The organism is Actinomycetospora chibensis, from assembly GCF_028737215.1.
Lineage (GTDB): Bacteria > Actinomycetota > Actinomycetes > Mycobacteriales > Pseudonocardiaceae > Actinomycetospora > Actinomycetospora chibensis.
Genome location: NZ_JAQZAM010000025.1, coordinates 55,071 through 69,423, shown reverse-complemented (window position 1 = coordinate 69,423; position 14,353 = coordinate 55,071). Strand labels below are relative to the sequence as shown.

Below are 14,353 nucleotides of genomic sequence, written 5' to 3'. Positions count from 1 at the left end.
CGTCGTCGTGCTCGACCTGGCGCTCCGCCCGTCACGGTGGGAGCGCGCCGTGGAGCTCCTCCGCGAGCGCCCGGGCGGGCCGCGCGTGGTGGTCCTCGCGGAGCCGGGTGACGACGACAGCGCGTGTGACGCGGCGCGCGCCGGTGCCTCGGGCTGGCTGCCGTCCGGGTCGTCGGTCGAGGATCTCGCCGAGACGGTCCGCCTCGTGCACGACGGTCACGGCGTCTACCCGTCGCGGCTCCTGGCCACGGTCCTCGACGGGCTGCGCCACGACGTCGCCGAGGCCCGGCGCCCCACCGGGCGGCTCAGCGCGCTCACCGAGCGGGAGGTCGAGGTGCTGCGCGCCCTCGTCGAGGGGCTCTCGGCCCGCGACATCGCCGACCACCTCGACGTCGCGGTGAACACCGTCCGGACACACACCCACCGGATCTTCCGGAAGCTCGGCGTGCACGGCCGGCTCGAGGCGGTCCGGATCGCCCGCGCCGAGCGGCTCGCCCCGCTCGCGGAGGTCTCGGGGGTCACGGCGAGCTCGACCCCGTCGCGCCCGGTGCGACTGGTCCGGGAGCAGGAGGACGACGTGGGCCGGATCGTCGATCCCTGATGAATTCGTACTAGCTCGCCTGCTCCTCCGAAGCGATCCGGGGCCACGAGCGGAGTCGTAACGTCCCTCGTCCAGGGAATTCGCCTCCCGTCCGATGGAGGAACGGTGACCGTCCAGCGCAACGGGAACGTGGGGGAGGGACACCGCGTGCCTCTCGTCCCGCAGCCCCTCACCGTGTTCCCCGAGGACCCGGTCGCGCGGGTCGTCCCCCGTCCGGCCGAGACCCGCCGGAACAAGGTCTCCCTGGTGGTCCCGGCCATGAACGAGGCCACCAACATCCCCTGGGTCCTCGCCCAGGTGCCCAGCTGCGTCGACGAGGTGGTGCTCGTCGACGGGCACTCGCGTGACGCGACGGTGATGCTCGCGCAGTCGGCGCGCCCGGACATCCACGTCATCGAGCAGTCGGGGCAGGGCAAGGGCGACGCGCTGCGCGAGGGGTTCCTGGCGGCCACCGGCGAGCACATCGTCATGATCGACGCCGACGGCAGCATGGCCCCCGAGGAGATCCCGCACTTCCTGCACTTCCTCGACAACGGCTACGACTTCGTCAAGGGCTCCCGCTTCATGGGCGGGGGCGGGTCCCGTGACATCACGCGCCTGCGCCGCGGGGGGAACCGCGTGCTGGTCGGCATGGTCAACCGGATGCACGACACGTTCCTGACCGACCTCTGCTACGGCTACGTCGCCTTTCACCGGCGCTGCCTGCCCTACCTGGACCTCACCCGGCCCGGGTTCGAGGTGGAGACGTCGCTGACGGTCTCCGCGCTGCGGGCGGGTCTGCGCATCGCCGAGGTGCCGAGCATGGAGATGCCGCGGCGCTACGGACGGTCGAACCTCCATGTCGTCCGCGACGGCACACGTGTGCTGCGCACCCTGCTGCGCGAGCACGACCGCGGGCCCAGCGGCCTCGCCGTCCAGCGGCTACGCCGCCTCGTCCACCAGCGCGACGAGGCCCGGCGCGCCCTCGAGAGCACCGTCCGGCCGGACCCCGGGGAGGTCCTGACGTGACCTCGGGCGCTGTCCCGCGGCGCCCGACCCCGCGGGTGCGGCACGCCGCGAGCCTCGCCGGCGCCGTGCTCGCGCTCGCGGCGGGCTGGTGGGTCGCCGTCGTCCTCGACGCCCGGTCCGCGCCGGCGGTCACGGCCGTGCTCCTCGTGGTGCCCGTGCTCGCCGTCCTGGTGCCCACCCACCGCCTGGAACCGGTGGCCCGCGTGGTGCTCGCCGTGGGCTGGGTCCTCGCGCTGGACACCGTGGTGGCGCAGGTGATGCTCGCGTTCGGCGTCTGGGACGTCGCCGCCGGTGTGCTGGCGGTGACGGGGATCAGCGTCGCGGTGTGGGTGGGGGTCGAGCTGGCCACCCGGCGCGGCGACCGGGCCGCGGAGGAGCGGGCCGCGGAAGAGCGGGCCGCGGAGGAGCGGGCCGCGGGGCCGGCCGTCGAGGTGGGTCCGTGAACGTCGACGTCGTCCGTCCCGCCGAGCTCGGCGAGGCCGAGCTCGGGCGGTGGCGCGCGTTCCAGGCGGCGACGCCGTCGCTGCACAACCCGTTCCTGTCCCCGGAGTTCACCCGCGCCGTCGGGAGGTTCCGTCCGCACACCAGGGTCGGGGTGCTCACCGACGGCGGCGACGTCGTCGGCTTCTTCCCGTTCGAGCGGGCGGCGCTCGGACGCGGGCTGCCCGTCGCTCCCGGTCTGAGCGACGGGCAGGGCCTGGTGCACGCGCAAGGCAGCGAGTGGGACGCCCGGGAGATGGTGCGGGCCTGTGGGCTGTCGGTCTGGGAGTTCGACCACCTGGTCGCGGGCCAGCGCATCTTCGACGCCTACCGGACCGCCCGCGCCCCGTCCCCGGTCATCGATCTGAGGGACGGTTTCGAGGTCTATCACCGGGCCGCCCGCGCGCGGTCGTCGCGCGTGCGTGACCTGCCGCGGCGGGCGCGTCGCCTGGAGCGCGAGCACGGTCCGCTGCGGTTCGTGCTCGAGGCCACCGACGACGCGGCCGGCTCCGCGCTCGACACGGTGCTCGACTGGAAGTCCGCGCAGTACCAGCGCACCGGACGCTCCGACCGCTTCGCCCGGCCCTGGATCCGGGGACTGGTGCACGATCTGCTCGCCGAGCGCACCGGCGCGTTCCGCGGGTGCCTCTCGCTGCTCTACGCCGGGGACGCGCTGGTGGCCGGCCACTTCGGGCTGCGCGACCACGGCGTCGTCCCGACCTGGTTCCCTGCGTACGCCCCGAGCATGGGCCGGTACTCACCGGGCCTGCTGCTGCACCTCGCCATGGCGCGGGCCGCGGCCGCCGACGGCGTCGACCTCATCGACATGGGACGCGGTGACAAGACCTACAAGGACGAGCTGAAGTCCGGCGAGACCACCGTCGCCGAGGGCCGGGTCGCGCGCCTCGTGCCCGGCGCGGCGCTGGCGTGGGCGCGCACCGCGCCGGTCCGCTCGGCGCGCCGGGCGGTCGACCGGAGCCCGCGGCTCTACGGCGTCGCCGACCGTGTCCTGCGCGCCAGCGGCCGCTGGCGGCGGCCCGACCTGGTGAAGGGGGTGTCGGCATGAGCCGCACGGTCTCGGTGGTCATCTGCGCGTACACCGACGAGCGCTGGGACGACGTGCTCGCCGCGGTGGCGTCGGTGGCCGAGCGCCAGAGCGTCGCGCCGCACGAGGTGATCGTCGTGGTGGACCACAACCCGGCCCTGTGCGATCGCCTGGCCGACGCGCTCCCGGGCGCCGTTGTCGTCGCGAACGCGCAGGTCCGCGGCCTGTCCGGGGCGAAGAACACCGGTGTCGCGGCGTCCACGGGGGAGGTCGTCGCGTTCCTCGACGACGACGCGGTCGCCGGGGCCGACTGGGTGCGGACGTTCGCCGAGGGCTACGACGACCCGGCCGTCCTCGGGGTCGGCGGCCTCACCCTGCCGCGCTGGACCACCGAGCGGCCGGTGTGGTTCCCCGAGGAGTTCGACTGGGTCGTCGGCTGCACGTTCGTCGGCCGCGAGGTGGGCGCGGTGCGCAATCTGCTGGGCGGCAACGCGTCGTTCCGCCGCGAGGCGTTCGAGATCGCCGGCGGGTTCCCGACCCACATCGGGCGCACCGCCGCCCGCCCGCGCCCGCTCGGCTGCGAGGAGACCGAGTTCTGCATCCGGCTCGCGACCCACCGGCCGGGCGCGCGCTTCGTGTACGACCCGCGGGCGGTGATCTGGCACCGGGTGCCGGCGGTGCGCGAGGGCTTCCGCTACTTCCGCGCGCGCTGCTACGCCGAGGGCCTGTCGAAGGCGCTGGTCGCGCGCAGCGTCGGCGCGACGGCCGCCCTCGCCGCCGAGCGCAGCTACGCGGCCGTGACGCTGCGCCGGGGTGTGGTCCGCGGCGTGGCGCAGGCCTGGCGTGGCGACCGCGCCGGGCTGGCGCGCGCCGGCGCCATCATCGCCGGGCTGCTCACCACCACCGCCGGCTACGCCGTGGGCACGCTGGCGCGGAGCGCGCCGTGACCGTCCCCGTGCTCATGTACCACTCCGTCGCCGCCGACCCGGCCGACGCGGCGCGCGGGCTGTCGGTGCACCCCGACCGGTTCGCCGCGCAGCTCGACCTCCTCGCCGCCGAGGGCTTCACGACGCTCACGGTCGGCGAGCTCGCCGCCGTGCGGCGCGGCGAGGTGCCGGCGCCCGACCGTCCGATCGTGCTGACCTTCGACGACGGGTACGCCGACTTCCACCGCGAGGCGCTCCCGCGGCTCGCGGGGGCCCGCGCGCGGGCGACCGTCTTCGTCACCACCGGGTGGCTCGACGACGCGGGCGCCGAGGCCGCCGGCCGGCCGCTGGACCGGATGCTCTCGTGGTCGCAGGTCGACGAGTGCGACGCCGCCGGCGTCGAGATCGGCGCGCACAGCCACAGCCACGCCCAGCTCGACCAGCTGCCCGACGCCGCCCTGCGCGACGAGCTCTCCCGCAGCCGGCGCCTCCTCGAGGAGCGGCTGGGACACGAGGTGCCGCACCTGGCCTACCCCTACGGCTACTCCAGCGCGCGGGTGCGCCGTGCCGTGGCCGACGCCGGATACCGGCTCGCGGCGGCCGTCGGCAACCTCGCGGCCGCGCCGGGCTCCGACGGCTACGCGCTGCCGCGTCTGACCGTCGCGCGGGACACCGACCTCGACACCTTCGGGCGCGTGGTCCGCGGGGAGCAGCACGCCCGCATCTACTGGAAGCAGCGCACCCTCACCGCCGGGTACCTGGTCGTGCGCCGCGGGCGGTCGGCGCTGGCGGCGGTCTCGTCCGGACGGCGTCCCTCGTGACGGCGGGATCCGTGGACGCCCGCGCCGCGGCGCTCACGGCCGGGGCGGCGGAGGCCGTCCCGAGGGGGTCGTGGCGCACCCGCCTGCGCGACCACCTCACCGACCCGTTCTCCCGGAACTCCTACGCGCTGATCGTCAACACCGGGATGACCGGGCTGCTCGGGCTCATCTACTGGTTCCTCGCCGCCCGCCTCTACACGCCGGAGGACGTCGGCCGCGCCTCGGCGCTGATCTCGGCCATGACCCTGCTCGCGGCGATCGTCGGGATCAACATCACCGGCACCCTCAGCCGCTTCCTGCCCCGCAGCGGTCCCCGCACGGCCCGTCTCGTGCTGGCCAGCTACGGGCTCAGCTCGCTGGCGGTGGCGGCGCTGGCGGGCGGCTTCGTCCTGACGCTGGGCTGGTGGGGGCCCTCGTTCAGCCTGTTGGCGAGCCCGTGGGCGGCGATCGGGTTCGTCGGCGTCGCGGTGGCCGCGAACATCTTCACCGTGCAGGACGGCGTGCTCGTCGGCATGCGCGGCGCGGGATGGGTGGCGCTGGAGAACACCCTCTTCGGCCTGCTCAAGGCCGGTCTGCTGATCCTGCTGGCGGCCACGCTGCCCACCACCGGCGTCTACGTCGCATGGATCGTCCCGATGATCCTGCTCTGCATCCCGGTCAACGTCCTCGTCTTCGCCCGGCGCGCGCCCCGCCACGCGCGCGAGACCGCCGGGACGGTCACCACCGGCAGCGACATCCGCGGGTTCCTCGCCGGCGACTTCGTCGGGGCCCTGTTCGGGTTCGGCGCGATCTACCTGGTCCCGGTCGTGGTGGCCGCGGCCCTGCCTCCGTCGACGTTCGCGGTGTTCTACATCGCCTGGATGATGGCCGCGGTCCTCAACCTGGTGCCGAACAACCTCGCGCAGACGCTCACCGTCGAGGGGGTCTTCGACGCCGACCGCCTCGCGCGGTACGCACGGTCGGCGCTGGTGCGCTCGATCGCGCTGCTCGGGGCGGCCGCCGCGGCGCTGCTCGTGGTCGCCCGCCCCGTGCTCGAGGTCCTCGGGCCGGACTACGCCGCGGCCGCGCCGCTGCTGCAGCTGCTCGCCCTCGCGGCGATGGGCCGCGCGGTCATGGAGGTCTGGCTCGGGGTCCTGCGGGCGCAGGGCAAGGCCCGGTCGATCGTGCGCTGGCAGGTCGTCTCCGGGACCGTCGTCGTCGGCACCGTGGTCGTGGGCCTGTTCGTCGGGGGCGGCACGCTCGGGATGCCCATCGACCAGGTGACCGGGGTGGGCGTGCTCGTGCTGGTCAGCCAGGCGGCGGTGGCGCTCGCCGTCCTCCCCAGCCTGCTGCGGGTGATCACCGCGAAGGCCCGCACCACGCGCCCGGCCACCGGCGACGCCCGGGTCCCCTCGCCGCGGCCCCGCCCGGTGCCGCTCACGGCGCCCGACCGCGGTGACCCGGCCACCCGCTCGTCACTCGTGACCGTGCACGTGCGCCCCCGTGCGTCCGCCCCGGCAGCTGCCCCGCCGCCCGAGTCGCCCCCCGAGCCCGACTCCGCCCCCGAGCCCGACCCCGCCCCCGAACCCGACCCCGGCCCCGGTCCCGGTCCCGGTCCCGAGCCTGCCCCCGATCCCGACCCGACCGGACCTCCGCGGTCGCGGCGGCGGCGCCTCCTGGCCGCGATCCTTCCCGTCGTCCCCGCGGTGCTGGTGGCCGAGGCGAGCCTGCTGTCGGTGGTGCTGATCGTCGTGCCGCTGCGCCGCGTCGATCTCACCGGGCTGACCGGGTGGGGCCTGGTGTCGGTGCTGCCCGTGGCGACGGTGATCGGGGTGGCGTGCCTGCTGCTCAGCGTCGTCGTCGCCCTCGCGCTCGCCCGCGAGCACCGGGTCCTGCTGGCCGGGCAGCTCGTCGCGGTGTGCGCCGTGCTGCACGGCATCACCGCGCTGATCGAGCCGCTGCCCCGCTTCCCCACGTCGTACGTGCACCTGGGGTTCGTCGATTTCATCTCGCTGTCGGGCACCGTCGTCCCGGACCTCGACGCCCGCTTCAGCTGGCCCGGCTTCTTCGCCCTGGTGTCCTTCGTGTCCGACGGGATCCCCCCGGACGCGCTGCTCCCGCTGGTGCGGGTGACGCCGCTGCTGTCGAACCTGCTCTACCTGCTCGCGATGTGGCTCATCCTGCGCACGCTGAGGGTCAGCTGGCGCGGCAAGTGGTTCGCGGCCCTGCTGTTCACCGTCCTGCAGTGGATCGGGCAGGACTACTTCTCGCCGCAGGGCTACACGTTCCTGCTGTACCTGATCTTCATCGGCATCCTGCTGACGTGGTTCCGGCCGATGGGTCGCGAGGCTCTCCCGGCCGGCCGGCCCGCGTGGCTCGCGGTCGCGGCGCGCCGGACGCCGTCGTGGCTGCGGCGCGCCGGGAGCCGGGGACGGCACCTCGTCGGCCGGGTGATCGGGACCCCGACGACGCCGGGCGAGCACGCCGCGCGGCCGTCCTCGTCGGCGACCCGCATCGCGCTGCTCGGGATGCTCCTGGTGCTCTTCGCAGCGGCCACGGTGAGCCACCAGCTCACCCCGTTCGTCATGGTCATCGCGGCGGGGGCGCTGGCGCTCGCGCGCCGCTCCACGCTGCGCGGGCTGCCGGTGCTGCTCGGGGTGCTGCTGGTGGCCTGGGTGAGTCTCATGACGGCGTCCTTCTGGACGGGCCACCTCCCCGACGTCCTCGGCGGTGTCGGCGACGTCTCCGGCAACGTCGCCACCAGCATCACCGCCCGCACAGGGGGCGACCCGGCGCACGCCGTCGTGGTCCTGGTGCGGGTGGCCCTGTTCGGCGTGCTGGCGATCGGGTCGCTCGTCGGCCTGCTGCGGCGCCGTCACCGCGGGGTGGACGACCGCGTCGTCGCGCTGCTGCTCGCCGTGCCGTTCCTCGCGGTGCTCGTGCAGAACTACGGCGGGGAGATCGGGCTCCGGGTGTACATGTTCGCCCTGCCCGGGGCCTGCGTGCTGATCGCACTCGCGTTCTTCCCCGAGACCGCCCGCGGCGCCGGGTTCCGCGAGGCGTTCGGCTCGGTGTGGCGCTACGTCGCCGCGGGCCTGGTGGTGCTGGTGCTCGGCGCGGCCTACGGGGTCGCCGCCTACGGCAACGAGTCCTTCGAGCGCGTCTCCCCGGGGGAGATGGCGGCCGTGCACTGGGTGTACGACCGCCCCGGCAACGCGCAGATCCTCTTCGTCACCGACTCCCTCGACTCCGGGGCCACCCCGATGATGCCGATGGGCTACACCGACCCGGTCGGTGTCGGGCCGCGCGCGATGCTCGCGCCGCTGGACCCGCGCACGGTCGACCCCGTCGTCGAGCAGCTCGTCTACTGGGGCGGCAGCACCTACTTCATGACCTCGCGGGCGGAGGAGCAGTACCTCGAGGTCAGCGCCGGCTACCCGAAGGGCTGGGGCGACCGGTTCCGCGCGGCCCTGGCCGCCGACCCCCGGTTGCAGAAGGTGGTCGACACCGGCGACGCCCAGATCTACGTCCCGCGCAACGACCAGGCGTTCGACCCGATCAACCGGACCCCGGAGAACCTCGGGGTGCGCATCGGGGCCACGCCGTGGACGCCGGTCGGGGTGACGATCCTGATCGGGCTGGTCGTCGTGCTCCTGACGCTGCAGGTCCGGGCGCTGCGACGCCCCGGGCGGGCCGCGCTGCGGGGATGGGTGGTCACCTGGGGGCTGCTGCTCCTGGCGTTCGCCGCCGTGGTCGTCGAGCGGTTGCTGGCGCTGACCTGAACACGGGCCCGGACCGTCAGGCGCCCGACGGGGTCCACCGGACCTCGTACGGCGCGAGCCCGACCTCGGCGCCGTCGACCGTGGCCGTCGCCGGGGCGTCGCTCGTGTTGACCAGCACCGTGGCCCGGGAGCCGCGGGCGCCGAAGACCGGGGGCGCCACGCCGGGGTCGCCGACGGGCGCGCCCGGGGGGAACTGGCGGTTGAACTCCTGCAGCGTCGCGAGGAACGGCTCGGGGCGACCGCCGCCCGGGTCTCCGAGCGAGGTCCACAGGCCGGTCGGCAACGACGCCGTACGGGAGGCGTTCCAGTAGAACGACGTGTCGACCCCCGTGCGGGCGAACTCGACGAGCCCGGCCGTGCGCTGCGCGAGCCGCTTCTCGGGAGCCCAGCGCGCCGCGGCCGGCTCGACGTACCACTCGGCCCACCACAGGGGCAGCGGCGTCCGCCCGTGGATCCACTGGTTGACGGCGGCGATCTTCGTCAGGGCCGTGACGTCGTCGGGGGCGCCCTCCTCGGTGGTGGTGTGCCCGTCGACGACGACGAAGTCGGCGCCGTTCTTGCGTTCGTTCCACGTGTCGAAGGCATCGAGGATGCGCTGGTCGACCAGCCCCCACGGCCCGGTGAGCTCGGAGGGCCCGGTGTCGACGCCCGGCGGTGGTGCGGTCATCTCGATGTACGGGCCGCCGACCTGGTTGCCGGAGTCGACCTCCTTCAGCGCGTCGTACACCCGGTTGTAGAGCTCGGTGTACGCCTCCCCGTCCCAGGTCTTGGTGCGCTCGTTGAAGAAGCCCTTGAACTCGTTCCACACCTGGAAGTGGCGGACGTCGGGGTAGCGGCGGGAGATCTCGGCGGCCAGGTCGGCGAAGTCCTGGTAGTGCTCGGGCTCGGGGGCCACCTCGAGCCGGCTCCAGTCGGTGCTGCCCTCGGCGCCGCCCTTCATCCAGTCCGGCGCGCAGCACAGGGTGATCACCGGTGTGCCGCCGCTGCGGCGGATGAAGTCGATGCGGGCGTCGAGGCTCGCGAAGTCGTACTCCCCGGGCGACGGCTCGGGGTTGCCCGCGCCGAACCCCATGATGTGCTGCGCCTGGGGCATCGGTTGCGCCGCGAGGACCGTGGCGAGCTGCTGCGTGGCCTGCGGGGGGCCGTCGACGGCGCTGAACTGGGTGTGGGTGAAGCCGACGCCGAGGCTGTTCGACGGCGCGGCCGACGCGCGGGGCGTGCCGGCCTCGCACCCCGTCACCATCAGCAGCGCCACCGCCACCGTCAGGGCCGCGAGCCCCCGCGCCCACCGGTCGCGCTCGGAACGCATCTGGCCCCCCACACCCCCGTACGGCGATCACCGGGCGCCCAGACTAGCCCCCCGGACGGTGGGGAAGTGGTAAGGATCTCAACGACGTCGCTGGGCGAGTCCCGCGAGGTAGGCGGCCTGGCCGGCGTGCTGGATGTCGTCGTCGACGACGCTCACCAGCCGCACCCCGCGGGTGACGGGCGGGTCCCAGCGGTCGTCGATGACCTCGTCGAGGTCGTCGGAACGCAGTGTCCGCAGATAGGCGATGGTCCGCTCGTGCACGGCGTCGAGGTACCCGGTGAGCAGACCGGGGTCGTCGACCCGGACGGACGCGACCTGCTCGCTGGTGTGGCCGTAGCCGATCGAGGCGTCGTCGAGCGGCAGGTCGAAGCGGGGCGCCCAGCCGTCGGCCGTGTACACCTGCTCGGTACCGGCGAGGTCGGCCACGTGATCGTCCTGGACGCGCGTCAGGTGCCACACCAGCCAGGCGATCGGATTGGCCCCGTCGTCGGGCCGCCACACCAGGTCGGCGGCGGTGAGCCCGTCGACCGCCCGGGTGGCGTCGCTGCGGGCGCGCCCGAAGGCGTCGACCAGCACGTCGATGGCATCCACCGGCTCCTCCTCCTCCCGCCTCAGCGCACCGAGGCGAAGACCACGACGTTGTCCCGGTAGGACAGAGTGTCCTCGTCGAACGGGCCGCCGCACGTGAGCAGCCGCAGCTGGGGCGTCGTCGACGGACCGTAGATCCGATCCGAGGGCAGCGTGTCCTTCGGGTAGTACTCGACGCTGTCGACCGAGAACCGCGCGGTCCCGCCGTCCGAGCGGGGCACCTCGATCATGTCGCCCGGCCGCAGCCGGTCGAGCTGGGCGAAGACGGCCGGTCCGCGCCGGGTGTCGACGTGGCCCGCGAACACGGCGGGTCCGGGGTCGCCGGGCACCGCGCTCGAGGTGTACCAGCCGACCTTGCCGAAGTCGGTCGGCGCCTGCAGGGCACCGCGGTAGTCGATCCGCAGATCGGCGATGTCCAGCGCCGCCAGCCCCACCGACGGGATCTGCATCCCGGTGGGACGCAGGCCCTCGGGGGCCGCGAGCGCCGCCGCCAGCGGCATCCGCGGCGCGGGCGGGACGTCGGGCTCGTCGGAGAACCAGCTCTCGAACCAGGCGCCGACGGAGCTGATCGTGCCGAGCCCGGTCGGGGCGGCCAGCCCGCCGAGGCCGGCCCCGGTGCCGCCGCGAGGCACCGGCGGGACGCGCGGCGGCGTCGGCAGCGGGGTCTCGGGGTCGGGGGTCACGCGGGGCGTCGGCGTCGCGGGTGACGACGTCGGCTCGGTGCCGGTGCCGGGGCCGGGCACGCCGGCGACGGTCGCGGCGTCCGGCACGGCCTCGACGATCAGCTGGCCGTCGGGCTCGCGTCCCACGAACAGCGTCGTCACGCTGCCGTCGGACAGCGGCACCGTCGTGGTGTTCGTGGACCCCAGGCGGGAGCGGACGTCGACCTCCCACGTCCGCGCGGGCACCGTGGCGTACGGGGTGGTCGAGCCGTAGAAGAGGTCGCGCCCGAGCGGCGGGCCGCCGGTGAGATCGATGTCCAGCGCCCCGACGCCGTTCGCGCCCTGCACCACGCGGACCTGCGTCGACCCCGCCGCGGCCGGGGCGGTCTGGTCGTCGAGCACCTGCAGCTCCGGGCCGCCCGGCGTCGCCGGGTCGACGAACGCCGCGGTCTGGGCGGTGCCGGCGGCGACGTCGACGGACATCCGCACCGCCGGCGGGCTCGTCGGGCTCGCGCCGGCCGGGCGGGCCGTGAGCGTGTACGTCCCGGCGGGCTCGGTGAGGTACGGCGAGGTCCCCCGGTAGGCCACGCCCGGCGCGACGAGCGTCTCGGGCAGCTCCGGGCCGGCGACGTACATGTCGACCGCGGACGTCACGGGCGACAGCTGCGCGATGCGCAGCATCCCGGTCGAGCTGTCGGCCGTGGCGGACGTGACCCCGAGGGTCGCGGTCACGGCCAGGACGGCGACGAGCACCGCGGCGAGCGCGACCCACACGAGGGGCCGGCGCCAGGGCGGGCGCCGCTCGCGAGACGGGGCGTCGACCGGTGGGGTGTCGGGCTGGTCCTGCGCTCCGGTCACTCGGGAGCTCCTGAACGGCGGGGGACGAACGAGGAAGACGAACGGGGGAGCGCGACGATCAGAGAGTGGGCCGACGGCGGGCGCGGAGCGTGTCCGACCGCTCACCCCACGGCACGCGGTCACCCTAGTGGGTCAGTACCCCCGTTCGGACCACTACCCGGGACGACGGGTTCCGGGTTCCAGGCGCCCGTCCTGCTCTGGGCGAACACCGCCCCGAGCAGCGCTCGCGAGGATCACGCTGGGGTCATGAGCTCCAGTCTGTACGTGGCCCTGCGCAGCGGTCACGAGCACACCGTGACCGGTCTCGACGACGACGAGGCGAGCGCGCTGCGTGCGCGCATCGTCGCCCACCTCGACGCCCGGGAGTCCCACCCGACGCTCGACCTCGGCGACGGCACCACCCTGCGCACCGACGCCGTCGTGATGACGCGCGTGCACGACGAGGGGCCGCGCACCGGCTTCGTGGGTGACGCGCGCCTGCGGTGAGGCGTCAGGCCGTTCGGCGGGGCGCGGGCACCGGGGCGAGTGCCGCCGCGCGCCGTGCGAGGTAGGCGGCGACCCGGCGCCGGGCGGTGCTCGACGCCGGGTGCCCGGCGCCGAGGTCGTCGAGGACGATGTCGAAGAGCGTGGGCAGCACGGGATCGTCCCAGTCACGGCCGGCGAGGTCGGTGAGCGTCGGGACGTCGAGTCCCGTGCCCACCCACGCGATGGCGAGCTCCACGATCTCGGCCGTGTCCCAGGGCTTGCCGATCACCTGCGCGGCCCGGGCCTCCGGGGGCGTCATCCCCTGCAGGGAGGGCAGCGCCGCGAGCCCGGCCAGGATCTCGGACGCCCGCTCGGCCCGTCCGCCTTCCTGTGTCGTCCGCCGTTCGGCGGTGATCGTGCTCGCCATCGTCTCCCCCACTGTTGCTCAGCGTGAGATGGCGCCCCACCGATCTCACTCGCTCAGAGTAGCGCGGACCCGACCTGCCGACCACGGGCACTTTCCGTGATCATGCTCTGCGGTGAAACCCGGTGCGCGCCGCCCACACCGTCCAGGAGCTGCTCGAGACCGGCTACGAAGATGCTTCGGGAACCGAAGCATCTCCGTCGGCGCGGCGTGTCGTCGGCGATTCCGCCGGACGGGCGGTGGCTGCCCGCGACGCGAACCCGCAGACCACGACGCGTGACCGATGTCCCCCACGTCCGTCACGGGAATGGCGCGGCGATCGCGGTCGTGACCCGTCGGCGTGACCACCGGTGCGGGCCGGGACCCGGACGTGCCCGGACGCCGCCGGGGCGATTCGCGCGGAGCGCCGGGACGCGCTAGAGACCACGGGTCATGGGGATCTCCACGCCCATCCACGACGCGCTCGCCGAGGCCCTCGACGCCCTCCGGGGTCTCGACGTCTCGTTCGACCGCCCGGTGGATGCGACGAGCACGGACACCGAGGACGACGCGGGCGACCGTGAGGACCTGCCGGCGCCGACCGTCGCCGGGGACGCCGAGCGGATCGTCGCGCTGGCGTGGGCGGAGGCCGCGGACCGGGGGCACGGTGCGTTCGGCACCGGGCACCTGCTGCTCGCCCTCGTGCGCGCCGAGGGCCCGGAGCGCGGGCTCCTCGCGGACGCGGGCGTGACGACGGCGACCGTGGGCGCGGCGATGGCGCTGGTCGCGTCGTCCTCGCTGTCCGAGCCCGTGGACGAGGGCGGCGACGACGTGCCGGTGGCGGGGCCGGCGGTCGCCGAGGTCCTCGCGGCCGGGGCGAGCGACGGCGTCGTCAGCGCCGCGGGCCTGCTCACGGCGCTGCTCGCGCGGCCGTGGGGGCAGGCGGCGGAGATGCTCGCCGCGCTCGGCGTCGACGCCGACGACCTCACCGACGCGGTCGCCGGCCTGGCCGGGCGCCCCGAGGTCGCACCCCGACCGATGCCGCGCGACCCGAGCGGCCTGCTGTCCTCGGCCTGGCGGCGCCCCGCCGAGGACGTGACGGCCGAGGCGTGACGATCTCGTCGCGGGCAGGCACGATCCGGGCATGGCGAAGCCCAGCTGGATCCGTGCCGAGGACGGCGACCTCTACCGCGCGTCGGAGGTCGTCGCGGTCAAGACGACGTCGCACCCCAACGGCGGGCTCATGGTGACCGTCGAGACCGAACGCCACGACAACATCGACGTCACCGGCCACCTGGACGACGTCGACGCCGCCGCGAAGGGCCGCGACGCGCTGGCCCATCTCCTCTCGCACGTCGAGAAGGGCACCGTGATCAGCTACGGGTCCGGGCGCTTCGAGGTCGGCGACCTCCACTGAGCCGAGGCT

At 74.8% G+C, this 14,353-nt stretch carries 14 protein-coding genes; 10 read left to right on the top strand and 4 right to left on the bottom strand.

Going from position 1 to position 14,353, the window contains the following annotated elements:
• The 7 genes from PH189_RS27045 to PH189_RS27015 all read left to right on the top strand — a co-directional run.
• The coding region (locus PH189_RS27045; RefSeq protein WP_274191962.1) for a LuxR family transcriptional regulator at positions 1-601 on the top strand (601 nt) is incomplete at its 5' end.
• 105 nt (positions 602-706) lie between these two features.
• Positions 707-1,609 (top strand): glycosyltransferase family 2 protein, encoded by a 903-nt coding sequence (locus tag PH189_RS27040; protein WP_274191961.1) that lies wholly within the window; start codon positions 707-709, stop codon positions 1,607-1,609.
• Positions 1,606-2,052 carry a hypothetical protein gene (locus PH189_RS27035; protein WP_274191960.1) on the top strand — a complete coding sequence of 149 codons (447 nt, stop codon included), beginning with the start codon at positions 1,606-1,608 and terminating at the stop codon, positions 2,050-2,052. The genes PH189_RS27040 and PH189_RS27035 overlap by 4 nt, the downstream gene beginning before the upstream one ends.
• Positions 2,049-3,155: a GNAT family N-acetyltransferase gene (locus PH189_RS27030; protein ID WP_274191959.1), complete on the top strand. Its 1,107-nt coding sequence runs from the start codon at positions 2,049-2,051 to the stop codon at positions 3,153-3,155. Before PH189_RS27035 ends, PH189_RS27030 begins: the two co-directional genes overlap by 4 nt.
• Entirely contained in the window at positions 3,152-4,081 is a 930-nt protein-coding gene (locus tag PH189_RS27025) for a glycosyltransferase family 2 protein (protein ID WP_274191958.1), read from the top strand. Before PH189_RS27030 ends, PH189_RS27025 begins: the two co-directional genes overlap by 4 nt.
• Complete coding sequence (locus PH189_RS27020) at positions 4,078-4,881, top strand: polysaccharide deacetylase family protein (protein WP_274191957.1); 804 nt, start codon at positions 4,078-4,080, stop codon at positions 4,879-4,881. The genes PH189_RS27025 and PH189_RS27020 overlap by 4 nt, the downstream gene beginning before the upstream one ends.
• Complete coding sequence (locus PH189_RS27015) at positions 4,878-8,642, top strand: lipopolysaccharide biosynthesis protein (protein WP_274191956.1); 3,765 nt, start codon at positions 4,878-4,880, stop codon at positions 8,640-8,642. The genes PH189_RS27020 and PH189_RS27015 overlap by 4 nt, the downstream gene beginning before the upstream one ends.
• 16 nt (positions 8,643-8,658) lie before the next feature.
• Here the strand turns inward: PH189_RS27015 and PH189_RS27010 are convergent, their stop codons facing one another.
• From PH189_RS27010 to PH189_RS27000, 3 genes are all read right to left on the bottom strand, one after another.
• Complete coding sequence (locus PH189_RS27010; protein ID WP_274191955.1) at positions 8,659-9,951, bottom strand: GH39 family glycosyl hydrolase; 1,293 nt, start codon at positions 9,949-9,951, stop codon at positions 8,659-8,661.
• Between the two features lie 78 nt (positions 9,952-10,029).
• The gene (locus PH189_RS27005) at positions 10,030-10,542 is read right to left on the bottom strand and encodes a mycothiol transferase (RefSeq protein ID WP_274191954.1); all 513 of its coding nucleotides are present in this window, start codon (positions 10,540-10,542) and stop codon (positions 10,030-10,032) included.
• A gap of 20 nt (positions 10,543-10,562) precedes the next feature.
• Positions 10,563-12,059: a class F sortase gene (locus PH189_RS27000; RefSeq protein WP_274191953.1), complete on the bottom strand. Its 1,497-nt coding sequence runs from the start codon at positions 12,057-12,059 to the stop codon at positions 10,563-10,565.
• A 246-nt stretch (positions 12,060-12,305) separates the two neighbouring features.
• Here PH189_RS27000 and PH189_RS26995 point away from each other — a divergent pair, with 246 nt between their 5' ends.
• Entirely contained in the window at positions 12,306-12,545 is a 240-nt protein-coding gene (locus PH189_RS26995) for a hypothetical protein (RefSeq protein ID WP_274191952.1), read from the top strand.
• A 4-nt stretch (positions 12,546-12,549) separates the two neighbouring features.
• Here the strand turns inward: PH189_RS26995 and PH189_RS26990 are convergent, their stop codons facing one another.
• Entirely contained in the window at positions 12,550-12,951 is a 402-nt protein-coding gene (locus tag PH189_RS26990) for a hypothetical protein (protein WP_274191951.1), read from the bottom strand.
• Between the two features lie 429 nt (positions 12,952-13,380).
• Between PH189_RS26990 and PH189_RS26985 the strand changes: the two genes are divergently transcribed.
• Positions 13,381-14,040: a Clp protease N-terminal domain-containing protein gene (locus PH189_RS26985; RefSeq protein ID WP_274191950.1), complete on the top strand. Its 660-nt coding sequence runs from the start codon at positions 13,381-13,383 to the stop codon at positions 14,038-14,040.
• Between the two features lie 31 nt (positions 14,041-14,071).
• On the top strand, positions 14,072-14,344 hold the full coding sequence (locus tag PH189_RS26980) for a hypothetical protein (RefSeq protein ID WP_274191949.1): 273 nt from the start codon (positions 14,072-14,074) through the stop codon (positions 14,342-14,344).
• Positions 14,345-14,353: the final 9 nt, after the last annotated feature.